The sequence below is a fragment of the Rhodococcus sp. NPDC006774 genome (assembly GCF_040636045.1).
GTDB lineage: Bacteria > Actinomycetota > Actinomycetes > Mycobacteriales > Mycobacteriaceae > Rhodococcoides.
In genome coordinates, this window is the sequence record NZ_JBEYIW010000010.1 from 127,877 (window position 1) to 153,708 (window position 25,832).

24 protein-coding genes are annotated in these 25,832 nt (G+C 61.4%); 13 read left to right on the forward strand and 11 right to left on the reverse strand.

Annotated features, from left to right (window positions below; genetic code table 11):
- Nucleotides 1-439: 439 nt before the first annotated feature.
- Nucleotides 440-4,426, reverse strand: coding sequence for a hypothetical protein (locus ABZ677_RS16895; protein ID WP_358371276.1), 3,987 nt, complete (start codon nucleotides 4,424-4,426; stop codon nucleotides 440-442).
- 478 nt (nucleotides 4,427-4,904) lie between these two features.
- On the opposite strand from ABZ677_RS16895, the gene ABZ677_RS16900 reads away from it, so the two are divergent.
- From ABZ677_RS16900 to ABZ677_RS16915, 4 genes are all read left to right on the forward strand, one after another.
- Entirely contained in the window at nucleotides 4,905-5,636 is a 732-nt protein-coding gene (locus tag ABZ677_RS16900) for a hypothetical protein (protein ID WP_358371279.1), read from the forward strand.
- 34 nt (nucleotides 5,637-5,670) lie between these two features.
- Entirely contained in the window at nucleotides 5,671-6,174 is a 504-nt protein-coding gene (locus tag ABZ677_RS16905; RefSeq protein WP_358371282.1) for a GNAT family N-acetyltransferase, read from the forward strand.
- Nucleotides 6,175-6,274: 100 nt separating this feature from the next.
- Nucleotides 6,275-7,381: a serine hydrolase gene (locus tag ABZ677_RS16910; protein WP_358371285.1), complete on the forward strand. Its 1,107-nt coding sequence runs from the start codon at nucleotides 6,275-6,277 to the stop codon at nucleotides 7,379-7,381.
- Complete coding sequence (locus tag ABZ677_RS16915; protein ID WP_358371288.1) at nucleotides 7,378-7,851, forward strand: helix-turn-helix domain-containing protein; 474 nt, start codon at nucleotides 7,378-7,380, stop codon at nucleotides 7,849-7,851. Before ABZ677_RS16910 ends, ABZ677_RS16915 begins: the two co-directional genes overlap by 4 nt.
- Nucleotides 7,852-7,870: 19 nt before the next feature.
- Here ABZ677_RS16915 and ABZ677_RS16920 read toward each other — a convergent pair whose 3' ends face one another.
- Together ABZ677_RS16920 and ABZ677_RS16925 are read right to left on the reverse strand one after the other, a co-directional pair.
- A complete protein-coding gene (locus tag ABZ677_RS16920; RefSeq protein ID WP_358371290.1) occupies nucleotides 7,871-8,386 on the reverse strand; it encodes a hypothetical protein in 516 nt (171 codons plus the stop codon).
- A gap of 23 nt (nucleotides 8,387-8,409) precedes the next feature.
- Nucleotides 8,410-8,934 (reverse strand): hypothetical protein, encoded by a 525-nt coding sequence (locus tag ABZ677_RS16925; protein ID WP_358371293.1) that lies wholly within the window; start codon nucleotides 8,932-8,934, stop codon nucleotides 8,410-8,412.
- A 262-nt stretch (nucleotides 8,935-9,196) separates the two neighbouring features.
- Between ABZ677_RS16925 and ABZ677_RS16930 the strand changes: the two genes are divergently transcribed.
- Together ABZ677_RS16930 and ABZ677_RS16935 are read left to right on the forward strand one after the other, a co-directional pair.
- The gene (locus ABZ677_RS16930; RefSeq protein WP_358371296.1) at nucleotides 9,197-9,865 is read left to right on the forward strand and encodes a hypothetical protein; all 669 of its coding nucleotides are present in this window, start codon (nucleotides 9,197-9,199) and stop codon (nucleotides 9,863-9,865) included.
- On the forward strand, nucleotides 9,865-10,506 hold the full coding sequence (locus ABZ677_RS16935) for a hypothetical protein (RefSeq protein ID WP_358371299.1): 642 nt from the start codon (nucleotides 9,865-9,867) through the stop codon (nucleotides 10,504-10,506). The genes ABZ677_RS16930 and ABZ677_RS16935 overlap by 1 nt, the downstream gene beginning before the upstream one ends.
- A gap of 53 nt (nucleotides 10,507-10,559) precedes the next feature.
- On the opposite strand, the gene ABZ677_RS16940 is transcribed toward ABZ677_RS16935, so the two are convergent.
- Both ABZ677_RS16940 and ABZ677_RS16945 read right to left on the reverse strand, forming a co-directional pair.
- A complete protein-coding gene (locus tag ABZ677_RS16940) occupies nucleotides 10,560-10,955 on the reverse strand; it encodes a RidA family protein (protein ID WP_358371302.1) in 396 nt (131 codons plus the stop codon).
- A gap of 129 nt (nucleotides 10,956-11,084) precedes the next feature.
- Nucleotides 11,085-13,010 (reverse strand): NAD(P)/FAD-dependent oxidoreductase, encoded by a 1,926-nt coding sequence (locus tag ABZ677_RS16945; protein ID WP_358371305.1) that lies wholly within the window; start codon nucleotides 13,008-13,010, stop codon nucleotides 11,085-11,087.
- Between the two features lie 183 nt (nucleotides 13,011-13,193).
- Here ABZ677_RS16945 and ABZ677_RS16950 point away from each other — a divergent pair, with 183 nt between their 5' ends.
- From ABZ677_RS16950 to ABZ677_RS16965, 4 genes are read left to right on the forward strand one after another with little or no spacing between them, the layout of a single operon-like run.
- Complete coding sequence (locus ABZ677_RS16950; RefSeq protein ID WP_032383742.1) at nucleotides 13,194-13,856, forward strand: nitroreductase family protein; 663 nt, start codon at nucleotides 13,194-13,196, stop codon at nucleotides 13,854-13,856.
- A gap of 25 nt (nucleotides 13,857-13,881) precedes the next feature.
- Nucleotides 13,882-15,444, forward strand: a complete 1,563-nt coding sequence (locus ABZ677_RS16955) for a class I adenylate-forming enzyme family protein (protein WP_358371309.1) — start codon at nucleotides 13,882-13,884, stop codon at nucleotides 15,442-15,444.
- The gene (locus tag ABZ677_RS16960) at nucleotides 15,441-16,067 is read left to right on the forward strand and encodes a TetR/AcrR family transcriptional regulator (protein ID WP_358371312.1); all 627 of its coding nucleotides are present in this window, start codon (nucleotides 15,441-15,443) and stop codon (nucleotides 16,065-16,067) included. The genes ABZ677_RS16955 and ABZ677_RS16960 overlap by 4 nt, the downstream gene beginning before the upstream one ends.
- Complete coding sequence (locus ABZ677_RS16965) at nucleotides 16,057-17,199, forward strand: serine hydrolase domain-containing protein (RefSeq protein WP_358371315.1); 1,143 nt, start codon at nucleotides 16,057-16,059, stop codon at nucleotides 17,197-17,199. The genes ABZ677_RS16960 and ABZ677_RS16965 overlap by 11 nt, the downstream gene beginning before the upstream one ends.
- 16 nt (nucleotides 17,200-17,215) lie before the next feature.
- Here the strand turns inward: ABZ677_RS16965 and ABZ677_RS16970 are convergent, their stop codons facing one another.
- From ABZ677_RS16970 to ABZ677_RS16985, 4 genes are read right to left on the reverse strand one after another with little or no spacing between them, the layout of a single operon-like run.
- On the reverse strand, nucleotides 17,216-18,325 hold the full coding sequence (locus ABZ677_RS16970; RefSeq protein WP_358371317.1) for an LLM class flavin-dependent oxidoreductase: 1,110 nt from the start codon (nucleotides 18,323-18,325) through the stop codon (nucleotides 17,216-17,218).
- 29 nt (nucleotides 18,326-18,354) lie between these two features.
- Complete coding sequence (locus ABZ677_RS16975; protein ID WP_358371319.1) at nucleotides 18,355-19,401, reverse strand: ABC transporter substrate-binding protein; 1,047 nt, start codon at nucleotides 19,399-19,401, stop codon at nucleotides 18,355-18,357.
- Between the two features lie 37 nt (nucleotides 19,402-19,438).
- Nucleotides 19,439-20,158 carry an ABC transporter ATP-binding protein gene (locus ABZ677_RS16980; protein ID WP_358371322.1) on the reverse strand — a complete coding sequence of 240 codons (720 nt, stop codon included), beginning with the start codon at nucleotides 20,156-20,158 and terminating at the stop codon, nucleotides 19,439-19,441.
- A 3-nt stretch (nucleotides 20,159-20,161) separates the two neighbouring features.
- Nucleotides 20,162-21,022: an ABC transporter permease gene (locus tag ABZ677_RS16985; protein WP_358371325.1), complete on the reverse strand. Its 861-nt coding sequence runs from the start codon at nucleotides 21,020-21,022 to the stop codon at nucleotides 20,162-20,164.
- Nucleotides 21,023-21,138: 116 nt separating this feature from the next.
- Between ABZ677_RS16985 and ABZ677_RS16990 the strand changes: the two genes are divergently transcribed.
- The 3 genes from ABZ677_RS16990 (at nucleotide 21,139) to ABZ677_RS17000 (ending at nucleotide 24,136) form a co-directional block, all read left to right on the forward strand.
- On the forward strand, nucleotides 21,139-21,669 hold the full coding sequence (locus tag ABZ677_RS16990) for a GNAT family N-acetyltransferase (RefSeq protein WP_358371328.1): 531 nt from the start codon (nucleotides 21,139-21,141) through the stop codon (nucleotides 21,667-21,669).
- 33 nt (nucleotides 21,670-21,702) lie between these two features.
- Nucleotides 21,703-22,929 (forward strand): MFS transporter, encoded by a 1,227-nt coding sequence (locus tag ABZ677_RS16995; RefSeq protein ID WP_358371331.1) that lies wholly within the window; start codon nucleotides 21,703-21,705, stop codon nucleotides 22,927-22,929.
- A 139-nt stretch (nucleotides 22,930-23,068) separates the two neighbouring features.
- Nucleotides 23,069-24,136: a ParB/Srx family N-terminal domain-containing protein gene (locus ABZ677_RS17000; protein WP_358371334.1), complete on the forward strand. Its 1,068-nt coding sequence runs from the start codon at nucleotides 23,069-23,071 to the stop codon at nucleotides 24,134-24,136.
- A gap of 35 nt (nucleotides 24,137-24,171) precedes the next feature.
- Here ABZ677_RS17000 and ABZ677_RS17005 read toward each other — a convergent pair whose 3' ends face one another.
- Together ABZ677_RS17005 and ABZ677_RS17010 are read right to left on the reverse strand one after the other, a co-directional pair.
- Entirely contained in the window at nucleotides 24,172-24,828 is a 657-nt protein-coding gene (locus ABZ677_RS17005; RefSeq protein WP_358371336.1) for a nitroreductase family protein, read from the reverse strand.
- A 22-nt stretch (nucleotides 24,829-24,850) separates the two neighbouring features.
- Nucleotides 24,851-25,822, reverse strand: coding sequence for an alpha/beta fold hydrolase (locus ABZ677_RS17010; RefSeq protein ID WP_358371340.1), 972 nt, complete (start codon nucleotides 25,820-25,822; stop codon nucleotides 24,851-24,853).
- Between the last annotated feature and the right edge of the window lie 10 nt (nucleotides 25,823-25,832).

Consider the following 25,832-nt stretch of genomic DNA (forward strand, 5'->3'; position numbering starts at 1 on the left):
GATGACACTCGCCCAAGGCGGTCACGATTATGGCACGAGAAAAGTAGTAATTCACCGACAGCCCGAGGTAATTGTATAATCAGACCGTCGCGGGCGGCAACGCCTTCAAGGGCGATACGGTACAGGAAGAGCGCCCAACTTTTTCACCCATCATTTTTCATTGCGTCAGCGTGATGTGAGCACTTTTGGTAGTAGATTCACCTCACTGCTGCGGCTTATGCGTTATTAGTCTATCTTCAGAATCAATTATATGAATATTGTGACCTGGCGGCCAAATGGGATCAACTCGAACTGGCAAAAAGCTCATAAAACAACCTAAGTTTCACCAGCGCTGAACTGAGTTCACACGACCGCATGAACACATTTCCTCGCCGATAGTTGCGGTCGATCCACTCAGAATAAGATGCGCTCGCGACAAAGCCCGCCCCATAATCCAGTCCTATTTTTCCGGCCAGTCCAACTCGACGCTGAAATCCGCTTGAATATTCGATGCAATCTCAATGAACTCGGCGGCGCGATAAGGGTCATCTTCCAGTAGTGCACCAGCTGAACGGAGTGCGATCGCCATACCTACCTCAGGCTCCACATTACGGACGTAGCGCATCAGCCAGTCGGCATCTATGGAATCACCTTCGTTTGAGCAAAGCAGCTGGATGTCAACATCCACCTCGCCCAAATTAATCTCACTCTGGTTAGCGTTCAAAATCGCGAGCGCACTCGACATCGAGGCACGAACCCCTTTTGGAACTACAGTTAAATCGACTTGCTGATCTTCAACCGGCAAAGGCAAGTTCATTAAAATCCTGGCACGTAAATACTTCCACTGATTTTCTAGGTCCGTAGTTACTGCGCCCATTTCTACCAGTAAAATATTAGCATTGCGGTCCACAATTTTTCGGGAGTTACCATAAGCCGCCATCAAAGTTAGCGAATTACTGTTCGGAAGGGAGCCTTTCCAGGGCATCCACATTGGCCAAAGAGGCCCACCATTACTTATCCAGTCAACAGTCGACAGTTCTAACTCCAGATGCTCAAATTCTACCCGGACGTGTTCATCCAACTTACCGATGTCGCTGTACGACCAGAGCAGCACGCTCGAAAAGAATGACACAATCTGCCTCAACTCAACAGATGCCGATCCAGTACCGGCCGCATCTATGTTTGAGATCATCTGCCGAACTATCTCCGTTGCCTGACTGATGCTATCGCTGGAATCCGAAGCAGACCCGTGGCGAGCTTGGAACCCGCCACCGAGAAGCAAGTAACCTGACTCCGCGACGTCAGATTGGAAGGGTAAATCCCAATCATATTCACTATCAGGGTCCTTGCGATTGACCGGCAACTCCTTACTAACGTCGATACCAGCCATCCACCGCCTCTCTGCCGTCTCCCATTCCTCAATGCCTCCAAACTTTCCATCAAAAGAAAGTTCCGCCAGTCGCATCAACTGGCGCCCTGCCAAAGAATCATCTCCCCTATATTCTGCCAAGAAATTCGCATTGTCAAGGCATGACTTAATTACCCAGGGTAGCCCTCTAATTCTTGGGAATCTCGCAGGAGCAATACTGGAAAAACTTAACAAGACTTCACCTAGGGCCTGAGAACTCGGAGCAGAGTAGAACTGTGCGATACATCGAAAAATTTTCCAATTAACGTGTCCACCTTCCGACTCCAACACCCACGCCAGACGATCATGACTCTGCGATACTGGCATGAACGTCTGATTAAACCAGTTGCGCTCGAAGTGCGGGACTTCCCCCTTGCCTCGCCCGACATAAATTGGACACTCCGCCGATTTATCAAAGTTTTGCAAATAGGACAGGGTAAACAACCAATCACATTCACCGGAGATTTCATCTAGATCAATATCGAACTCGTTGCGACGTTGCAGTGCTCTGATCAAAGTCACCGGATCACATTGCAGAATTTTGTCGGACAACAAGCTACCCAGCTTATCGTTCATAAGGTCGATCGCTATTTCTGCAACAATGCTCACTAAACTGACCGAGGCTGATTTTACAAAATCTACGAGGTAATCCCAGTCGTCCTCAGCGGTATGCGCAAGGCCCAAGCTAACCATTAGACCTATTCGATTTCGACGCGTCGATAAATCGCATTCGGTTGAATCGCGCGCAACCTCCCGAACCATCTTCAACGCCGAAATCTCTCCCGTGCTTACGATTTTAGCTAAACGGTAACTTTGAGGACCCTTTACCAAATCTAACGCGGATTTAGCTAAACCGCGGGCATACCTGGGCTGCGAATCGCAACTGCCGTCGTACAGAATGTCGATAGCCAAGACACTCCCCGGTCGCGCCAAATTTGAGATGCCCTGCTGAGTGTTCAAATCGCTGCAGAGCAAGACTAACTCTGCGCGAAGGGTTTCACGGTCTGCAAAAATCCCGCCAGCGACAAACAAGGAAACATTACGCCAGTACGAACTAGGTGCCAACCGGCCCAACGTGGGAACAATTACATCTTCCTTAAGATTTAGTACATAGTCAGCTGCCATGAATTCCTGCAAGCTCCGCAGTTCGAATCCTATCTTATCGGAAGTGACTCGCGCCAGGAACACCAATCGTTCTGTCACCAGGCGCGAGAAATCTCTTTGCAGTTTTTCAATTTCCTCTTGGTCATGCCCCTGAGATCGTAAACGTTCGGATATTAACTCGGAAAATTCGTCGTCGGAGATCGTCGCGGAAGTTCCTCCAGCGGAAGAACCGCGCCGTTGGAGCAGCTGGCCGACATGACGATGAAGATAGTCCACATCTGACTCAAATTTTTGCAGAAGTTCAGCTAGTTCACCTCCTTTTTCTTGTTCGCGCTGAGTAATAACTTTATAATATTGAGAAAATAGCCGCCATCGCTCCCTCGGCGCGTGGCCGAGCTTCTCTAGCAGAACTGTGAGAATAGTTACTTGCAGAGGAGTTTCAAGTAGTCGCGCTGTCGATGGTTCATCGATTGCACGTTCCAATCGTTTAAGAATTCGATCGAAATGCGGAGTGCCAATTCCGTGACGCAGCCCAATTAACCCCTCTCCGTATCTAAGTGCAGCAGAAGCGTCTAACGGCGCAAGAATGAACTCGATAAACTTGTCTGGCGGAAATTCGTCACTGTATCCCTGAGGGCGGGTTGTCGCGATAACTGCAACGTCGGCATTTACCGTCGTTGCCATTAGAAAGAAGTCAGAAATCGCGGTCATAACTACGCGTCGATTGCTAGAATTTGGGACTTCGTCAAGGCCGTCTATCAGAATGATCCACGGATAGGAGCGCAACCATTTAATGACATTTGCGCTGGGCACGGTGTGGCCACCCCTATAAGATACTCGCTCTGCGATAAAATCAATGAGGGAGCGGTTTTCGTTTTCCGCCAAATAGTCTGCAAAATCGGTCAAGATGACTCGAAATGGCCACCTCCTTGCCTTAATTGCCGGAATGGCTATCTCCCGGCAACGGTTGTTAAGCTTTTCAACTGCCTCGGCGATATTGTCGGCCCTGGACGCGGGGGTTGATTCAATAAACTTAGCTCGATACATTTGCGCAAGCCATTGAGTCGCTGTACTTTTTCCCTGACCTGGCCCTCCTATTACAACTGCTCGACGAGTCCCATGGATATCCTCTGCCGAGTGCATCTCGTTGAATATCCCGACAAGTTGTCCCACTAGACCAGTTCCACTTGGTTGAATGAGAGCATGGCGCGGATCGAAGGCGGAGGTGCGTCCGGAGACAATTGCCGGCAAATCGATTATCACATCAGAAACGCTGACGTTTTGATCGGTAACAGTGCCCGCCTGAGTCAGGTTTAGATAGTTATCGTCCTTGAACGAACGCGCAGCATGGGTATGAATCGCCGCCGAAAATAGATCATCTTGCCATTTGAGGTCTTCCATCAACTGGTTAAGAATATCTCCAGGTGTGATGAAGGCAGCATATCGTACCCGTACGCTTTGAGAAGCGTCTAGCCTTGCCCTTATCTCATCGTAGTCCCAGACGCACCAGTCCTGGACCGGAAGGCTTAGCGTCTCGATCTCAGATTTAATCAAGGAAAGAATCTTGTCTTTCCCACCGCCGGCAGCCGCTGAAAGGCGGACGTTTGTCGCAAACAGAATAAATTGCGGCTTCGGCTCGCGTGATTTTGTTTCATTGGACCAGTCAGCGAGCTCCTTCTTTACTTCTGCCCCTAGCCACGAAAAATTCGCCTTGGGTGTGCCCGGGTGGAGACAGAATTTTGCCTGAACCACACCATAGCCGTCCCAATTCGAGGACGATCCGAACGACTGGCATGGCCCTGTCCACGTGGCTTCCCTACCTCCATCCGGGCCATCACCGAACGTCGAAAGACCTGCGCCGACGTGCACGGCGGCCAGCGCCTGCACCATGTGCTCGAAATTCCGTGAGCCGAGTCCGTCCAGAATATAGTCCACCGGTCGATTATGCTATACGGTCACGATCTTTGTATAGTCGTCCAAGATCTTCGGTGCCTCGCTTGGAAGCTTAGGGGTTGTGACGCCCTCCGCCCTCCGATCGGAAAACTTGTTTGTGGGAGGCCGGGATACTTCTGCATTTCAGGCCGCTAGGATCGCTTAATACCCGGATGGTTGCTGTTTTCCACGTTGAATCATGGAATTCCCCTCCGCCTCAGTGCCATCAATTTGCGTCGCGGGTGAAAGTCACTGACACAGGTTTCGCTTAGAACCTGGGAATCGAATGCTACGAACTGCCCTACAAGGCTGAACACCCTCGACTGAGGTTGGTCGTGCATATTGCCCTTGAACCCTTCACAAACGAAGGCACACGCGTCCATAGATTCTTCCCACCTCCAGGGTTGAGATTTGCATCTTCTGTTGACAAGTAGTCAAACTTCGTCAACATGACGAAGGGTTCTCGCCGCCCACGGCCTGTGTGCAGTGGTGTCAGCACCGCAGCTATGACCTGCATGTCCTCGACGACGGTGTGGAGGTGGACCTGGATTGGTGGAACGGCCACCTCGACCGGGCTGGGCACGATCTTCGGCTTCGCGGCCGCAACCTCGACGGCGAAATCGTCGAGTACGGCAATGCCACAATCCAACGCAACGATCTTCGCATCAGCACCGATCTAGCTGTAGGCGAGCATGATTCACTCGGTCTGCTGTTTCTGTGCGCCGCCTGGCAGGGTAGTCACAAACATCGCCGAGCGGCGCGGCGATTCCCCGACGTCATGAACCCGCATCTCACACACCCCGATGAGAATCCCGTCGCCAAGACTCTCGCAGTGCTCGACTACTGCGTCCGAAACCGCGAGTTGCCCGAGCACCCGACTGAAACTCGCTCGGGATGGCCGGACGCTCCGGGCGTCGGTGTCTCACTGATGGCCACATTTCTGTGGGCGGTGAACGCCTCGGTCTACGGCGGCCCGGCCCAACTGATCGACCAATACGGAGTCTCGACCCTCATCCATGAAGGGTGGCTCGAAGACCCGTCCGTCACCGGCTTCACTCGTCGCCGCTACGACCGCTACGTCGAACTCATCACGAGCTGGGCCAACGAGATCGACACCCGACCCGAACTCGTCGAGATGTGGCTCGTGCAGCGATGGAGCGCCCGACTCGACGACGCACGATTCGGCAGCTACAACGCACCCACCTTGTTCTGAAAGGGCCACCACAATCTCGTTGTAGCGTCAGCGGATGATCCAACTACTGACTCCGCTCTCGTTGACCACGCCGCACAATCTGGTCAAGACGTCGTATCTGGTAGGTGAACTCGCCGACTCGATTCATCGCGGTCGGAGCACGGACTGGCTACGAGCCGCGAGTATCGACTTCGATGGCTTCGCCGCCGAACGCGCCGGAGTACGCGAACGCTGGGGTGTTCCCTCCCAGGTCTTCTGGTACACCTCGGGCGAGTACTACATCGGCTCGCTCGTGCTGCGCCACCGCCTCACCGAGGACGAAGGCGGTGGACACATCGGCTACCACGTCGTGTATCCCTGGCAGCGCAACGGCCACGCCACCCGAATGCTTCGACTGGCCCTCAACGGGTGCGCAGACCTGGGAATCCCGCGCGCACTGCTGACGGTCTCACCCGACAACCCAGCATCGGTGACAGTCGTCGAACGCAACGGAGGCATCCCCGACGGCCTGAACCACGAGGGCGAAATGCGCTTCTGGATCGACACAACCAAGCATTGACGGGTATGGCTCCTGCGAGAGCGAACATTCGAAGGTTGTCAGATCACCATGCCCCTTCTATGGTTATCCGTAATTACGGAATAACGGATGGGAGAACTCGATGCGCCGCTCGACCTGGATCTCGACAACCTGTGCAGCCGTGCTTCTGGTGGGTGGATGCGCTACTGACACCGACACAGCGGCAACGACCACCACTACCCCAACCCCGGAGGACTGCGCTCCTGTCACTTCCACCGACCTCGCTACCAAGGACGGGTGGATCGGACTGATCGACCAAACGCCCAACACCGTCAGCCTCGTCATCGACGACGGCCGCGGCCGAACCGTCGAACATCGAGCCGACCAAGAGCAGGTACTCGCATCCGCGATCAAGGTCGTGCATCTCGCCGCCTACGCCCAGGCAGTCGCGAACGGCTCCATCGACCCCAACGAGCAAGTGGCCCTGTCGGATTGGGAGCGCTGGTACGTACCCGGTACCGACGCCAACGCTCATCCGAATGCTTTGACCCGGTTGGGCATTGCCAACGCCGGCACCAACGCAACCGACCCCAACGCCACGGTCCGCATCGACGACATGGTCTCGGCCATGATCCAGGAAAGCGACAACTCGGTTCCCGACTACCTCCGCTACCGACTCGGCGATCAAGCACTCGTCGACGCCGCAGCCGCAGGAGGTTGGGAGAACTTCGAGGCACCGAGCATGGTGGCCGACATGCTCTCGGTCTTCGATCCCGAACTCGCCGATGCAGATACCTGGGAGACCGCTCAGAAGTGGGCATTCGACCCGCAGTTCCGGGCCCAGGTCGAGGCGTCCGTGCAAGTGCCGACCTACGAGGACCAGGTCGCCCGGGTCGAGAGCAGTTTCCGCGGCGGTTCGGCCGAAGAATTGAACGGAATGTATCGCGCCTTCACGGATGGGACATACGGAGCAGCATCCGACACCATTGTGCGCCAATTGGAATGGCAGCCCGCAGGTGACGGCGTTCTCGGTGTCGGGTTCAAAGGTGGCAGCCTCCCCGGTGTACTGACCCAGGGATTCGAGCTGCGCCGTAACGACGGAACAGTCGCCACGGCAGTGTGGCTGATCGATGGCCTCCCCGCGGACAGATTCGATCAGGCCATGACCCAGTTCGGCGTACAGCAGCAACTCATCGTCGAGGCGATGCTCTCGCCCGAGGTTCTCGACCGGATAGCCTGCGTGGTGTGAGCGCAGAGTTCGAATCGAGACTGGCAGAGCTGGAAGCCCGCGTCGCCGAGCTGGAGCGACGCGACACTCCCCAGCAGCTCCAGGCCGCCCCGTCGACCGGCGGCATGATCGCCTATCAAGGCGACGTCCATCTGCACGGCACCGTCCGCTGGGACATCGGCTACTCCCCCGACGCCATCGTGGAACTACCGGTTCCCTCCGCATCGGAAGTGCTTGCTGCTCTGGGACATCCGGTGCGACTGCAGATCGTGCGTACGCTGCTACGAGGACCCGCGAACGCTGCAGATCTCCTCGCAGCAGTGGGACTCGGCTCGTCCGGTCAAATTTATCACCACCTCAAGACGCTGAGTTCGGCGAATATCGTGGAGCAGCAGGGCCGCGGAGACTATCGAATCGCAGCCAAACGAGTTGTGCCGCTCCTGGTTTCGATGCTCGCCGCCGCGGATATCGCAGGCGATCTAGGGACCTGACCGCCTATGACACCGCGTGTCAGGGAACGAACAACACACCCAAACCGGGGACCAGAGCGTTCGACGCTTCAGGATTCTCGCGGTCATGGGTGACCGTCACGACCACCGGACCTGCACCCGTCCGAGCCGTCACCTCGGTCGGCAGGCGGTAGGCCTGCGGACCACCCTGATTGGCCGGCTGCGTCCGATCGATCTCGTCGTTCCAGTGCCGCAAGCCTTCGGAGCCCACTTCGCCGGTGGACAGATTGCGCCAGTTGACCGTCAGGTGCCGGTAAGCGAACTGGTAGTAGTACGGCCGGATGTCGGCGGCCGAGAAGCGCACCTCACCCGGCTTCTCGCCGACCACCGCGCGAATCGGAATGGTCTGAACAAGTCCGCCGGGAACGCCCGCAGGGACGAATTCCGGCCCGGTGACGACAGGCACCATCAGTACCGACTCTTGCGGCGCAGCGGTTGCAGTACCGGCACCCATGCCGAAGACCAGGGGGACGGTCAGCGCCAGGGCGGCGACACCGCCGCGGATCGATTTCTTCATCGAGTTGCCTTTCGTAGGTGCGATCAGGGCACGTAGATCAAGCCTTTGCCCGGGATCAGCGTGTCGGCGTAGGGCTCGCCGTCGTAGTAATCGCGGTAGTGGGTCACGGTGATCTCGACCCAGCCACTTCCGGTGGGCAGAGCTACTTCGCGCGGGTACTGCTCACTGTGTAGCGGCGGCAGGTCGTTGGTCGGGCCCGGGTTGGGGTTGTCCTGCCAATGCCGCAGTCCCGCGCTTCCACGGAAGCCGATGTCCCAGTTTCGCCAGTTCACACCGAGACTTCGGTACGGATACTGGTCTGCATACGGCGCGATATTCGCCGCGGACAACAGCAGAACACCCGGCTCGGTACCGACCGTGGCCTTCATCGGAATGGTCTGGAACAGCCCACCGGGCACGGCACCGGGTGCGATCTGGAAACCGGTGACGACCGGAATCTGGAGGAGCGTGGTCTGCGGCGCTGCCGCGGCCGTTCCCGCGCCGATGCCCAGTAACAGGGGGATCGTCAGTGCGATCAATACGACCGCTCGCCGCAATGTTTTTCGCATACAGCGCGCCTTTCGCTCATGTCGCACGGCGAGATACCGGATCGCACGTGACACCGGACCAAGAACCCCAGGTTGAACCTGAAACATCAAGTGGTTCTTGAGTGTTTACCCGACCCACCCTCGCAGCCAAAGCGACAAAAGGACCGCTCGGATACCGATTCGTGACGGGGTCGTGACACGAACGACGTTAACAGACCACTTGGACCGTTCGATTCAAAGATCAGAGGTGATGCACTCCGCAGCCACCGGTGAGGACCATCGAATGAGGCAAGTCCGCACAATCGTGGCCACAGGCGCGCTGATTGCCGCTACTGCTTTCGCAGCCACGGCCTGCGGCTCCGGCGAGCCGGTGAGCAACCTACCCGCACCGGCCACCAGCGCAGCGGCTGCTCCGTCGGCGAACGGATACTCCGACTCCGACGGTGGTAGTGGCTCGGGCGGAATCGCACAGGCTCCCGACATAGTCACCCCAGTACAAGCAAGCCCCACCGCCGCGGGCACTTCAGCCGTAGCGCCCGCGCCCAACCGCGACGATGTCAACGTCGATGCACGCGACTTCGAGCAAGCCGGAGGACAGTACTTCTTCCAGTCCCCCAGCGGGAACGTGTTCTGCGGATTCAGCTCCTCCAATGCGCCCGGGACCATCGTGGGCTGCCAGGTCCGCTACTCGGTGCCGGGCAACACCGGCCGCGAGTGCCTCAACACCGAGAACAACACCTACGGGGTGAAGATCAACCAAGACGGCACCGTCGAACAGATCTGCACCAATCAGGGCATCTTCGTCGGCGGACCTGAACGCCCTAGAGTCTTGGAATACGGCCAGGTCATCGGAGTGACGGGCACCTTCTGTCGCTCCACCGAGGCCGGCATCACCTGCTACGACGGCGACCGAGGCTTCATGATCTCCCGCGACGTCAACATCGCATTCTGATGAAGCAGTTCTCGAAACTCACGCTGACCGCAGTTCTCACCACTGCGGCACTGACGGCATGCGGGAATCAGGATGCACCCGCCGCCGCTCCCCCGACGAGCGCTGCCGCACAGATACCCGCATCTCCGCAGGCGACCGTTGCCGCGCCGACCGACTCCACCGATGGCGACGCGAAAGGTGGGACAGAAGCGCCACAGGCGACCGAATCGAACCCGACCGCTGCCGATCCCGCGAACAACACCGCACCCATCACCCCCGTCGACCCTGCCCGATACAGCGCGTACGGCAATCAGGTGGGCTGGAAGTCGCCGTCGGGCAACATCTATTGCAAAATCGGCGACAGTGAATTCTCGTCCGGTTGCCAAGCTGCGGATGCTCCGATCCCTGATGGCGCGAACTGCGTCACTCCGTCGTTCACCATCGACCAACTCGGCAAGGGCTTCTACATGACCCCGGGGAAGGTGACTCCGACCTGCTTCAACCAAGGCGAATTCGGAGTCGAGAACGCACAACCGTTGGAATACAACACATCCATCACCTTCAATGGCTTCACGTGTTTCTCTCGCGTCGAAGCGATGATCTGCGACGCGGGCGGCGGACACGGATTCGTGCTGTCGATGCAGCAAGCCACGTCCAACTGATTGCGCTGAGCGAGCCCTATCCTGACGGGCCTCGTCGTAGCCCGGTAGTCGATCTACCCGACCGCGGTGCCCTCGAGTTCGACCAGCAAACTGGGAATCGCGAGCCGAGTGACCCCGAGCAGGGTGCTGGTGGGCTTCACGCCCGCCGCACCCAGTCGCGCTGCCAAGTCGCCGTAGTGCGGCAGCAACGCGTCGACATCGGTGGTGTAGACGTTGAGCCGGACGAGGTTTGCCAGGGACATATTCGCTTCGGCAAGAACGGCTTCCATGTTGTCGAGGCACAGGGACAACTGCGCGCCCATGTCGTCGGGGTGCTGAGGTGAGCCGTCATCACCCGTCGCTGTTTGGCCGGAGAGGTAGAGCGTCCGCGACTGCCCCGAGACGACCTCCCCCTGGTTGAATCCCATGTCCACCGACCATCGCACCGGGTTGACTGCCGTTCGTTCCATCGCCGCGCACTCCATTCGATCGTTCGGGTGTGTGTGCACCGTCGAGCCTTGCATGGAATCCGGACATCTTCGGCGGTATGGGTCCAAACAATCACGGGTACCAACAGCTTTCAGGGGACATCCCGCTGATCAGCGGGCGTTCTCCCGCCTGCCCTCGGTCACGAAGTCCTTCAGATCGGCCCGCCTGGTCATCTCCCAGTAGTCGACGATGCGCCACGGCAATGTCGAGACCACGCGTCCGGCGTCGTTGCGGTACCAGTTGTCCATGCCGCCGTGCGACCAGATCATCTTCGCGTGCGCCTCGTCGTGCTTGCGGACGTACTCCGCCTCCACGTCGGCCTTGCACTCGATGGCTCCGATTCGCTTGTCCACCATGTCGATCAGCACATCGACGATGTAGCGCACCTGGCATTCGGCGATGGTGATGTAGCTGCCCCCGTGGCCCAATACCGTTCCGGGACCGCAGGTGATGAAGAAGTTCGGAAAGTCCGGGACGGTGATGCCGAGGTACGCGTGCGCATTCTCCGGGCCCCAGACATCGCGGATGGACTCCCCCGATCGTCCGCGCACGTCGATCGGCGTCAACAGCTTGTGCGTCTCGAAGCCCGTCGCGAGAATCACCACATCCACCTCGGTCTCCGAACCATCCCGTGCCACAACCGAGTTGGCGGTGATGGACGAGACTGCGTCGGCGATGAGAGTGACGTTGTCGCACTTGAGCGCGGCATACCAGCCGTTGTCGAGAAGCATGCGCTTACCGAAGGGCGGGTAATCGGGAAGCGATTTCTCGATCAGGTCCGGCCTGCCGTCGAGCTCGGCTTCGATGTAGCGGGTGAATACCCGTCGATGGGCGTCGTTCATGAGGTTGATCGAGCGCTGCGGATGCTCCCACTCGGGATCGACCTGCAGCGAGCTGTGCACGCGGTCGTTGAAGTTCCAGGCCAACCTGGTCCGGTACCAGAGCCGGTACAGCGGAACGACATCCATCAGGTAGTTGGCATCGTCGCCCATCTCGGTGAAGTACACGTCACTCGACGACACCCACTGCGGCGAACGCTGAAAGACCGTCGCATGCCCCACCGTCGACGCGATGGCAGGCAGCACCTGCATGGCACTGGCCCCGGTTCCGACGATGGCGACGCGCTTACCGGCCAGCTCCAGATCGGCCGGCCAGTTAGCCGTGTGGAAGATCGGGCCGTCGAACGACTCGAGCCCAGGAATATGGGGCACCTTCGGCCGATTGAGCTGACCGGTCGCGGTGATCACCACGTCGGCGGTCAACGTCTCGCCGTCGACCGTCCTGACGGTCCAGCCCTGTCGCTGCGCGTCGTACTCGGCCGTCGCCACCTCGGTGTCGAATCGAATACGTTGCCGCAGATCGTGTTCGGACGCGACATCGCTGAGGTACTGCCACACCTCGTCGCGCTTGCCGAAGTGGGTGCTCCACGCCCGCGGCGCGAAGGAGTACGAGTACAGGTGACTGGGGGTGTCAACGCCGGCACCGGGGTAGGTGTTCTCGAACCAGCCGCCGCCCACGTCGGAGTTCTTCTCGAGCACCGTGTGTTTGATGCCCGCCTCGTGCAGCTTGATGGAAGCGAGCATGCCGGAGACGCCGGCACCGATCACGATGACCGACAGATCGTTCGGAGCCGCCACCGGGGTATCCGACGTGGTGAAACCCATGTCCTCGGCGACCATGACACCGAACTTGGGAGGAACCTGCTCACCGACGGCCACGCTGATCATCTCGACGAGGTGCTCCGAATCGGGCGAGGGCACCGCCATCGGCGCGCCGTCGTGGAACGCGCAGATCGCATCGAGGGCCGCGGAACGGATGCGGTCGGCAACTACGTCGTCGAATCCGCCCGTGTCGTTGTTGTCCATGCCCCGACTGCGCGTCGGGCGATACGGATCGGCGAGCCACATGGGATCGCCGGTCAACTGATAGAGCACCGCCACCAGCGTGGGCAGGTTGGCCGCGGTGAGAGCCCGCGAGAGCCGGCCCCGATCTACTCCACCCACGGTCTCCGCTGCCGTTGCTGCGCCTGTGGACACCGGTACCTCCTGTTGCGAGCTGCTCCATCCGACTGCGACAACTCAACTAACCATGGTTAGGCAATTTTGCGCAAGGGATTCGCGATCTCGAAAATAACTGGAAATCGAGCCTTGACAATGTGGCCCACGCCACACGATGCTTCATGGCACTACCTAACAGCGGACAGGCGAAGGGAAACACCCATGGAACTCACCGAGGCGATGCGCACCACCGGCACCTGCAGGCGGTACCTCAGCGATCCCGTTCCCGACGAGGTGTTCAAGGCCGCGTTCGACGTCGCCCGCTTCGGCCCGCAGGGCGGCAACCGTCAGCCCGTGCGGTGGATAGTCGTACGCGACGCCGCCCGCAAGCAAGCCCTCGCCGATCTCTACCTCCCGATGTGGGACGCCTACTTCGCCGGCATCACCGGCGGAACCGTCGCCGTCGGCGCATTGCCGAAGACCGTGCAGGACGCCGACTACTTCGCCCGCCACCTCGCCGAGGTACCCGCCATCGTGGTGGTCTGCGCCGCACTGGACGGACTGCACCCCACCGACCACGAACTCGGCCGACTCTCCGTCGTCGGCGGCGCGTCCATCTACCCGACCGTCCAGAACCTCTGCCTCAGTCTGCGCGATCAGGGCGTCGCGACCGCGGTGACGACGTTGCTGTGCCACGAGGAACCCGCCATTCGCGAACTGCTCGGCATCCCGGACGACTACATCACCGCCGCGCACATCGCCGTCGGCTATCCGGAGAAGTCGTTCCCGCGCAAGCTCACCCGTGATCCGGTGGAGCAGATCGTTGCGGCAGAGACATTCTCGCAGCCGATGTTCGACTCCGCTGCACTCTCCCCTGCCCTTTAACAGCTCGCACCTCGAGGAGTCCGCCGTGCCCGGTACTGCCATTCACCACCGCTCCCCCATCGGCCGCGCCACCATCGGCGATCAGCTTCGTCGCCACGCGCGGACTCAGCCGAACAAGGTTGCGTTCATCAGCTACGCGGCGGACGGCACCCGCGAGGTCACCACGTACGGCGAACTCGACTCGCGAGCAAACCAGTTCGCCAACCTGCTGGTCGATCTCGGGGTGCGCTCGGGTGACCGCGTCGCATCGATGGCTCGTAACAGCGTCGACGTGGTGGTGGCGTACTACGGAACCCTCAAAGCGGGTGCGGCCTTCACCGGCATCAACGTGATGTATCGCGCCGCCGAGGTGAAGCACCAACTCGAACACGCGGAACCGACTGTGGTGGTGGCCGATCCGGCCTACGCCGAGATCATCTCCTCGGTGAAGCCGGACACCACCACCTTGGTGACCTTCGGTACCGAATACGCTGCACTGACGGCGAACACCCCGTCCACCGAGCCGGGCGTCGAGATGGACGAGAACGACGTCGCGATGGTCATCTACACCTCCGGAACCGAAGCGGCGCCCAAGGGCGTGATGATTCCGCACCGCAACTTCCTGATCTCCACCGCTCCCGCGTGGAGTTGGGGTCTGCGCACCGGACCGGAGGACACCTGGCTGTTCGTCATGCCGTTCCACACCATCGCCGGACTCGGCTCGATGACGACCCTGACGCTGATGGGTGCCACCCTTGTACTGCCCGCGACGGTCGACCCGGCTCAATCGCTCCGCATCATCGCCGCCGAGAAGATCTCCGTCATCGCGCAGACCCCCACGTTCTACCTGGCCCTGGCTCGCGACGCACAGTTCGGCCCCGAGTCCGTCAGCCAGGTCAGGCGCTGCCTCACCTACGGTGGCCAGGTGTCACCGCACACGATCAGCGCCTGGGCCGCCGCGGCACCCGAGGCCATCTGGGGCACCTACTGGGGACAGTCCGAACTCTCGCAGCTCGGCTCGGTCGGCTGGTTCACGACACTCGACGACATTCCCGACGGCGACGCGTCGTGGATCGGCAAGCCCGTCACCCATCTCGAGATCAAGGTCGTCGACCCTGCGGGTAACGAGAGCGAAATCGGTGAATTGCTCTGTCGCACTCCATCGGTGATGCTCGGCTACTTCAAGGACCCCGAGCGCACCGCCGAAGTGTTCCGGGACGGCTGGGTACACACCGGCGACATGGTGCGCATCGACGCCGACGGCAACTTGTTCTTCTACGATCGGATGAAGGACATGATCAAGTCGGGAGGGATGAACGTGTCGTCGCAAGAAGTGGAACGCACCATCCACACGCACCCGGACGTGCTGCGTGCCGCCGTCGTCGGAGTCCCCGACCCGTACTGGTCCGAGGCCGTCACAGCCTTCGTCATCGCCCGCGACGGGGTGACCGCCGACCCGGCCGCGATCATCGAGTACTGCCGCACCGAGTTGGCGTCGTACAAGGCACCGAAGTCGGTACACATCGTGGCCGAACTGCCCGTCGACCCGCAGGGCAAGATCCTCAAGCGTGAACTGCGACTGCTGGCGGCGGTGGAGGAGCCCGTATGACGCAGCCGGCTGATGTGAGTCCCCTGCCCCGACAGCTTCGGACGCGCCAACGGCGAGACGACATCGTCGCCAACGCCGCCAACATCTTTGCGCGTGAGGGCTACTCGAATGTGGGGATGCGCGATATCGCCGACGCCGTCGGCATCAAGGGTGCCAGTCTCTACCACCACTTCCCGTCCAAGGAAGACATCCTGTTCGCGATCTGCCTGACGGTCACCCAGGAACCGGCCGAGGAGAACCTGCCGCTGCTTGACGCGGCCGGAACCCCCACCGAACGCCTGTCGTCTCTGGTGCGTGCGCACCTGGTGCATCTGAACCGGCGACGGGTGGAGTACATCGTGGGCCTGCACGAGCTGGCCTCGCTGACGCCCGAGCACCGCACTGTCATCGAGGATTACCGTCGCCAGTATCAGCGACGCGTCCGCGATGTCATCACCGCCGGAATGCGCAGTGGCGAGTTCACCGTCCCGGATGCGCGGCTGGCGTCGTTCGCTCTGACCGACATGCTCAACGGCATCAGCAACTGGTTCCACGACGGCGGCGAACTGAGCATCGAGGACGTCGCCGACAACTACGTCGAATTGGCCGTTCACCGCGTTCTGGGTGCATCACATGGGGATTGACGGTCACTGCGACCCCCGCTTCGTGGCGGTGCGCGACGCGTTGGCCGCCAACCTCGACAGCGGCGAGGAGCTAGGCGCATCCATTGTGGTCGACATCGACGGCCACACCGCCGTCGACCTGTGGGGTGGCTACCGCGATACCGAGCGCCGCCTGCCGTGGGAGTCGGACACGATCACCAACGTCTGGTCGACGACGAAGATGGTGACGTGCCTGGCGGCGCTGATGCTCATCGACCGCGGACAGCTCGATCCGGATGCGCCGGTCGCGACCTACTGGCCCGAGTTCGCGGCCGCAGGCAAGCAGGACATCGCGGTTCGGCACCTGTTGTCGCACACCTCCGGCGTCTCGGGCTGGGACCGACCGTTCAACGAAGAGGACCTCTACGACTGGGAACTCTCGACCTCGCGTCTGGCCGCGCAGGCACCGTGGTGGGATTCGCGCACTACTTCGGGGTATCACGCGGCAAGCCAAGGCCACCTGATAGGCGAAGTTGTCCGCCGCGTCACCGGACAGTCGTTGCGGCAGTTCGTCGCCGACGAGATTGCCGGTCCTCTCGGAGCGGACTTCCAGATCGGTGCCGCGCACAGCGACTGGGATCGGATCGCCGACGTCGTTCCACCGCCCCCGCCGACCGATGACGCCGTGCCCGATCCGACGATGGTGCGTCGCAAGACGTTCCTCGGCCCGTTGGTGCAGGCCTCGTCCGCGAACACCCCGGCATGGCGTGCCGCGGACATGGGTGCACTCAACGGGCACGGCAACGCACGATCGGTCGCGAGAATTCTGTCGGTCATCTCCCGAGGCGGAACAGTGGACGGCGTACGGCTCTTGAGCCCGGAGACCATCGACTCGATCTTCGAGGAGCAATCCGACGGAGTCGATCTGGCCCTGGGCATTCCGTTGCGCTTCGGCCTGGGCTTCGCTCTGCCACAGCACGAATCGATGCCCTATATCCCCGTCGGGAAGATCTGCTTCTGGGGTGGTTGGGGTGGATCGCTGACCGTTCTGCACCCGGAATCGAAGCTGACCATCTCGTACGTCATGAACCGCATGGGGCCGGGAATCATCGGCTCGGACCGGGCGGAGCAGTACGTGCACGCGATTTACGACGGAATGTCATCCACTGATTAGTGAGGACGTCCGAGGGCTACACCCGGCGCGCCGGAACCGTGATTCCCCGCGCATCGAGGATGGGACGCACTCCCTCGGCGAAGTGGTACGCCTCCTCCAGGTGCGGGTAGCCCGAGAGGATGAACTCGTCGAATCCCGCGTCGTGATACTCCCCGATCAGGTTCGCGACCTCCTCGTGTGACCCGACCAGAGCGGTTCCCGCGCCGCCGCGAACGAGTCCGACACCGGCCCACAGGTTCGGGTAGATCTCGAGCGAATCCTTGCTGCCACCGTGCAATGCGGCCATTCGACGCTGTCCCTCGGACTGCGAAGACGAGTGCAGCGCGTGTGCCGCAGATACCTGCTCCTCGGGAAGTTCGTCGAGCAGCTTCTGGGCGACGGCCCAGGCCTCTTCGGACGTGTCGCGGCTGATGGTGTGCAGCCGGATTCCGAAGGTGAGTTTGCGGCCCTCGGCGTCAGCGAGCGCCTGCACCCGCTCGATCTTGGCGCGAGCATCGGCCGGCGGCTCACCCCACGTCAGGTACGTCTGCACCCGCTTGGCGGCGACAGCCAGAGCAGGTTCGGAGGAGCCACCGAACCAGAACTCCGGCAACGGATCCGGAGCCTCGGACACCCGCGCGTCGGCAACCTTGAAGAACTCACCCTCGTGGTCCACCGAGGTCTCGGTCCAAATACGTTGTACGAGTTCGAGAAACTCGTCGGTGCGAGCGTATCGCCGATCGTGGTCGATCCAGTCCCCGAAACGACGCTGCTCCACGTCGTCACCCCCGGTGACGATGTTGAACAACACTCGCCCTTCCGAGAACCGCTGCAACGTCGCGGCCTGCTGCGCCGCCAACGTGGGCGGCGTGAGACCGGGCCGGAAGGCGACGAGGAACTTCAGCCGTCGGGTGCTCTGTAGCAACGCCGCCGTGGTCAGCCATGCGTCCTCGCACCACGTTCCCGTCGGGGTCAGCACGCCCTCGAAGTCGAGCCGGTCCGCGGCCTGGGCCACCTCGGTGAGGTAGCGCAGCGATGGGCGACGAAACCCGGTGGGTTCGCGGAGATTGCCGGATGCGTGGGACGCGCCGACGATGGAGCGGCCGTCGCCTGCGGTGGGAAGGAACCAAAAAATACGTGCGGTCACGAGTGAAACTCCTACGACGTGGTCGGTGATCAGTTGGTCGAGGCGGTCGCGTCGGCGATGGCGTCGTTGTAGCGCGTGTCGACGAAGTCTGCGAACGTGTTGCCGCCGGGGATACTTCCGCTCTCGACGAATACATCGAAAAGCGCCTGCTCGGACTCGATCACAGTGTCATCCAATGCGATTGCAGGTCGCTGACTTCGCCCCTGCGCCAATTCACCCGCAGCCGGGTCGATTCCGACGGCCGTCGAGTACGCCGAGGCCCACTCGGCCGGATTGGCCTCCGCCCATGCGGACGCCTTGGCCAGACGAACCACGAAGTCCTGCAACGCCGTGTTCTTCGCGGGATCGTCCAGTGCCTGCTGCGAGGCGATACCGAAGCCGTAGCCGTTGGCCACACCCTCGGCGGTGGTCAGTGTTTTGGAGCCGTTCTGGACCTGCGCGATCGCGGTGAACGGATCCCAGATGGCCCAGGCATCGACCTCACCCGAGGTGAATGCCGTCAACGCATCGGCGGGCTGGAGGAACACCAGCTGAACGTCGTCGGTGGTCAAGCCGGCCTTCTGCAACTGCAGCAGCACATGGCCGTGTGCCGAACTTCCCTTGCCCACTGCGATCTTCTTGCCCCGCAGGTCTGCGAACGACGTGAGAGTCGAATCGGCAGGCACAAGGATCTGATCGCCACTCGCATCGTTGGTGTAGGCGGAGACGACCTTGATACGCGCATTGGCTGCGACGCCGAACACCGGCGGTGTGTTGCCCGTGACCGCGAAGTCGATCTGGCCTGCGGTTGCGGCCTCCACCTGAGGAGGACCGGAGGTGAAGGTGGAGAACGCGACATCGTAGGGCGCAGAGTCCAGCTCCCCGGATGCGCGAAGCAGTGCCTCGGTGCCGCCCTTCTGGTCGCCGACGTCGAGGGTGACCGTGGCGAGCTGGTCGTTGGAGACGAGTTCGGGCGCTTCGGTGGCTGGAGTGTCGCTGCCACGGGAGACACAACCGGTGAGTCCGACGACCGTCAGAGACAGGGCAGCGAGTATCCCGACTGCGCGCAGTGATCGGGAACGAGGGTGTGACGACATACGTGAAAGATCCTTCTTATCAGTGAAATTGATGGCGTCAGTGGACGCCGAGGGCACCGAGCAAGTGAGTGCGAATGCGAGAGAAGCCGGCTGTTCCCCGGTCGCGGGGACGAGGCAGGTCGACGTGGACGGTCTCGGCCACGGCACCCCCGTCGAGCACCACCACCCTGTCCCCCAGGGAGATCGCCTCGTCGACGTCGTGGGTGACCAGCAAGATGCCGAAGTGGTGCCGTCCCCACAGGTCGAGCAGAAGAGACTGCATGGTCAGTCGCGTGAGTGCGTCGAGCGCGCCGAACGGTTCGTCCAAGAGCAGCAGTTCGGGCTCCCCCACCAACGCCCGCGCCAGCGCAGCACGCTGAGCTTGCCCACCGGACAACGTCATCGGCCATGCGTCTCGCTTGTCCGCGAGCCCGACTTCGTCGAGAGTCGCGTCCGCAGCAGTCAACGCGTCGTTGCCGGTGACGCCTGCGGTGTTGAGACCGTAGGACACATTCTGGCGAACCGACCGCCACGGAAACAGCCGTGGTTCCTGGAACGCCACCGCGGGATTCCCGGCCACGTGCCGCTCACCCGTGTGGTCCGTCGACAGCCCGGCCAGAACGCGCAGGATCGTCGACTTGCCGGAGCCGGAGCGTCCGACCAGCGAGACGATCTCACCCCGCTCGATGGACAGGTCGACGCCCTTCAACACGTGGCTGGATCCGTAGAACTTGTCGATGCCGTGCAGGGTGGCGACCGAAGTTGTCGTCGGAGTCATGAATCAGGCATCCAATCGGTAACGGAGGGATCGTTTTTCGAGGATTCGTACGATGCCGTCGGTGGCGATTCCCATCAGCGCGTAGACGACGAGCCCGAAGATGATGGTGTCCACACGAAGGAAATCTCGCGCATTGTTGATGATGTAGCCCAGCCCGGATTCGGCGTTGATCTGCTCGGCCACGATCAACGACAACCAGGCGATGGCCAACGATTGCCTCAGTCCCACCAACAACTGTGGGGCGATGCTGGGCAGGATGATCGTGGTGAACCGCTGACGCCACGAGAAACCCAGAACGACGGCTGTGTCGAGGAAGTCGCGATCGATCTGGCGGATCGCCGAGAACGTGTTGAGGTAGAGCGGAAATGCGACTCCGAGAGCGACGAGCAGGATCTTGGGAGTCTCGCCGATCCCGAACCACAGGATGAAGAGCGGGATGAGCCCGAGGTGCGGGAGTGCGCGAAGCATCTGCAGCGGCGGATCGACCGTTGCTTCGGCGAGCTTGGACAGTCCGACGAGTGCTCCGAGCGCCACCCCGATGACCCCGCCCAGTAGGAGCCCCTGGACTACGCGGGTTCCCGAAATGGCCAGGGCGTCAGCCAATTCACCGTTGCGCAGCAATTCCAGACCTGCATCGAAGATCAGGGACGGTGCGGGCAGTACTCGTTCGGAGAGAACTCCGGCGGCGCTGGCAATCTGCCACAGGACGAGGAGCGCGACGGGCGACAGGACGCGCACGACAGTCCATCGGTACCGCTGCCACGCAGAGTCTTTCGGCGAGACGGGTGCGGAGCCGATGTCGGAGGTATCGCCGTCGCGCGTGTCCACGGGTCCCGCGGGAGCGGCGTACGACGTCATGACCATGGGTACAGGCCTTCCGGTTGAGTGTGAACAGGTTCGACTACTCACCTTCGATCACACCCGGGGTCTACGACCAGGGTTCGAATCAGCGTGAATGCAAGTCGGGCAGAATCGGCCTTATGACTGTCGAGCCCATCCACACCGAGCGCCTGACCCTCCGTCTGTACGAACCTGCCGACGCAGACAGGATTCTCGCGTACTACAGCGACCCGGAAGTCTGCCGCTACCTGCTCCACGAAGCGTGGACACACGCCGATGCGGTTGCTGCCGTGGGCAAACGGATGAAGCGCATCGGGCTGCACACCCAGGCACTCGCGATGGTCGTCGAACACGAGGGAACGGTGGTGGGCAACGTCGAGGCATGGTTGGTCGACGGATCCCCGGCTCTCGTCGAACTTGGGTGGACGTTCTCCCCCACCGTGGGCGGCCGCGGCTACGCCACCGAGGCGGTGAATGCGCTGATCGAGCACGTGTTCTCGCTACCCCAGATTCACCGCGTCAGCGCGCAGCTGGACGGACGCAACGACGCCTCTGCCCGCCTGGCCGCGCGGGTCGGGATGCGTCAGGAAGCGCACTTCCGCCAGAACTGGTGGTGCAAGGGTGAATGGACCGACACCATTGTGTACGCGATGTTGCGCGAGGATCGCTGAGTCGGCTGGGTGGAGGCTTCGTGAGCAGAACCCATGACTGACGTCTCGCCGCCGTACCGTCGTTCGTCGTTTCGCCGGTTTCTGACGGCCGCAGTGATCAGTTCGGCCGGCTCGTCGGTGACAGCGGTAGCGATGCCCATCTTGGTAGTGCAGTTGTTGAACGCGACACCCTTCGAAGTCGGTGTCGTGAACGCTGCACAGTTCATTCCTTATGCGGTACTCGGCCTGGTCGCGGGGGTGTACGTCGATCGGTGGCGTCGCAAGCCGATTCTGGTGTGGGCCAGCGTCGGCCGTGCAGTCACACTCGGCGCGGTTCCGCTCCTGTGGCTCGCCGGCCTTCTCCACATTTGGGTTCTGATCATCGTGTTGCTCTTGTTCGGATCCTTCTCGGTGTTCGGATTCGCTGCGATGCAGTCGTTGTTGCCTCGGTTGGTGCCACGCGGTCAACTGGTGCAGGCAAACGCTCGACTCGACCAAGCCGACGCGGCCGCAACGACATTGGGGCCGACGATCGGAGGCGGACTCGTAGGAGTGCTCGGCGCGCCCCTGGTGATTGCCGTCGACGCCATCAGCTATCTCGTCGATGCGGCACTTAATTCGAGCCTCGATGTGGACGAGCCTCGACCTACTGCTCCCGCCCGCAACCTCATCGGCGAAGTGCGTGAGGGCCTGAAGTTCACGTACCGCCACCGCACGCTCAACCCGCTCGCCGTCTCGACACACGTGTGGTTTCTCGCCAACGGTGCCGCATTGACCGTGCTGGCGCTCTTCGCGCTCCGCTCGCTCGGGTTCAGCGCTTACACCTACGGATTGCTGCTGACGACGTTCGGTGCCGCCAGCCTGCTCGGAGCGTCCATTGCCCACACGCTCGGCAAGCGAATCGGCTCGGGTCGAGCAGTCATCATCGCCCGCACGCTCTATCCCCTCGCCTGGATTCTCGTGGCCTTCGCAACCGACACAGCGGTCGGCCATGTCTTGCTCTTCGCAGCCCTGGGCCTGCAAGGCCTGGCGGCGGGCGCGGAGAACGCGAACGAGATGGGGTACTGGCAAGCGCTCACACCGGATGAGCTACTCGGGCGTGTGAACGCTGCCAGGCGCTCCGTCAACCGCACCATGGCCGCCCTCGGTGCCGTAATCGCGGGCCTGTTGGTCAGCGTGATCGGTGAACGACCGACCCTGATCGGCGTCATCGTCGTATTCGCCATCGCCGCAGCCATAGTGGCGTTCTCGCCACTGCGGCACCCTGAAGCCGAGTTCTGACACCACCATCCCAGGGCTGTGTACGCGACCTGGTGCGTTCACCTCCAGACCATCTGCGGTTCGGTTCCGCGACATCGGCCGGTGACCGGAGTGCGACAGTCTCCGGGGAACTTCACTCGAACTCATAGGAGTTTCACGAATGGCCTCGCTTCGTAGAGCTGCCCTACTGGGCACACTCGCACTGGTCTCTGTCGTATCCGCGTCGATGGGCGGCGTTGCTACTGCCGCCCCTGCACGGACGGCGTCGCCGTTGTGTCAGGTCGCGGACCTGCTTCCCTCCGGATCTTCGGCGGGCCTCGGTTACCAATGCGCCGAAGCGGGTGAGCTTCTCGATCTCCCGATCGGTGATGTGCGCGCGACGCAACCCTCGCTCGGGTACGACGAGGTGTACTACAAGCTCGGTCGATACACGCTCGGCAAGGACGAGATCAACAAGAAGTTCGACGACTGGTGCGAGGCCAACGGTCAGGAGGAGGCCGCATCCGCGTTACCCGATGCGCGACTGGACAATCCGTCCTCGTTCACCTGCACCGTCCCCGTCGGTCAGGAAACGCCCGACACCATCGCACCGATGAAGACTGTCGTCATCGGGCCGGGCGGTGTGCCGTACCTGACCGACGGACACCACACACTCACCTCGTTCTACGAAACGGCCGACGGTGGACCGAATCTGCATCTGCGCCTGCGCGTGGTCGCGAACCTCAGTGACCTGAGCACCGCCGATTTCTGGGCGCGAATGAAAGCCGAGAAGTGGGTGTGGAACTACGACGTCGACGGCAACGAGGTTCCGGTGGAACAACTGCCGTCGGGAGTCGGCCTCACCAAGTTCCAGAACGACAAGTACCGCAGCCTGACGTACTTCGCCCGCGACATAGGCTTCACTCCCGGAACTATTCCGTTCCAGGAATTCTATTGGGGTGCATGGGTTCGCGACTCCGGATCAGTCGACATCAGCGGGTGGGACGCCAAAAACCTGACGAGCTATCTGAGCACCGTCGAGTCAGTGTCGCGTGCACAGGTCGCGGCTCCCAAAGACGCGGTGATCGACAGTGGCCGCACCGCAGCGGAACTCGGGGCTCTGAACGCGTGGAACGACGGTAAGGCAGCCACCAAGGGTGAATTCGGAAAGCTCTCGGCCCCGTACTCGGACGACAAGCCGGGCAAGCTGGCCTACGCCTTGCGGTACAAGATGGCGCTGCCCAGGTAGCTTCTACTCAGACTCGGCGGTGATCGGTCTGCTGATTACCAGCGATCGACGTGCAATACCGTCTCGATCGGATCCCGCGGAGCGACCTTGAACGTCTCACCCGTGTAGTACGCCGTGGGAATCAGCGCACCCTGATGGAAGTCCTCGGGGATGCCGAGCAGCTCGGAGATCTCTCTTTCCTTGGCGAGATGGATTGTCGTCCAAGCCGTTCCGAGACCACGCGCCCGCGCAGCCAGGGCGTAGTTCCACACAGCGGGCAGGAGTGAGCCCCACAGACCGGCTTGATTTCCGGCCGGGAGCGTCTTGCCGGCCTGGATGCACGGAATGAGCAGCACCGGAACCTCGCCCATGTGCTCGCCGAGCCAGCTCGCACTGTCGCCAACGCGCTTCTGCACCGAGGCACGTTCCGGGTCGTCGGCGAACAGCGCCGAAGCGGAATGCTTCGACGCCTGATACGCGGCGAACAACTCACCGTAGATCGCACCGATGCGGGCACGAAGATCAGGATCGGTGACGACGATCCACTGCCACCCCTGCTTGTTCGATCCGGACGGGGCCTGCAGAGCGATCTCGAGACATTCCTTGATCAGCTCCATCGGAACCGGTCGCGTCAGGTCCAAGCGCTTGCGGACGGTGCGCGTCGTGGTCAGCAGTTCGTCGGGAGTCAGGTCGACAATCGGGAAAGAAGTCACCTCTCGATCATGCACCATTCGGTCACTTCGAGGCCCGGTCGACCAGTTCCTCGTTCGCTGCGTTCCACTGCGCGGCCATGGACCTGCCACCGTGCCCTTCACCCTCGTCGACGAGAAGTGTCGATCCGGGCCACTCCCGGTGCAGACGCCACGCGGTGACGGCGGGTCCGGACACGTCACGTCTGCCATGGATCAGGACGCCCGGGATATCGCGCAGACCTGCTGCGCGGTCGAGCAGAGGCGGATCGCAAAACCCGTCGTGTGACCAGTAATGCGCGGTCAGCCGCACAAAGGCCTGTCGGAACCGGTCATCCTCCCACCTGGGATTGCGTCGGATACCGCCGGTGCCGATCGAGATGTGGACGTCTTCCCACAATGCCCATTCACGGGATGCGCCATCCCGCAACACAAGATCACTCGAATTCAGTAGTTGGGCGTAGGCGTCGACTATTCGTCCGTGTCCGCGGTGATAGCCGATGCCGGCCTGCTCGGCGAAGGTAGCGAAACGATCCCACGCTTCGGGGAAGATCGCACCGACGCCCTCGGTGATCCAGTCGACCTCCGCGCGACTGGTCGTCGTGACCGACACGAGGACGACGCCGAGAACCCTCGTCGGATGCGCGAGAGCGTAGGCAAGAGCCAGAGTCGAACCCCAGGACGCGCCATTGACGATCCACGCCTCGACGCCGAGGTGCTCGCGCAAGGCTTCGATGTCGGCAATCAGATGGGCAGTGGTGTTGGTGGACAACGACGTCGAGGGATCGGACGCGTGCGGGGTGGACCGTCCGCACCCGCGTTGCTCGAATCCGACTGCGCGAACACGGGTCAGGTCGAAGTGACGACGAAACTGGCTCGCGTTCAGAGTCCCGCCCGGACCGCCGTGCAGGTACACCGCCGGGACTCCGTCGGACGGACCCCATTGCTCCCAGTAGATGCGCTGCCCGTCCCCCACATCCAACATTCCGTGCAGTGTCGGCTCGTCCTCCAGGGTCATACCGCCATCA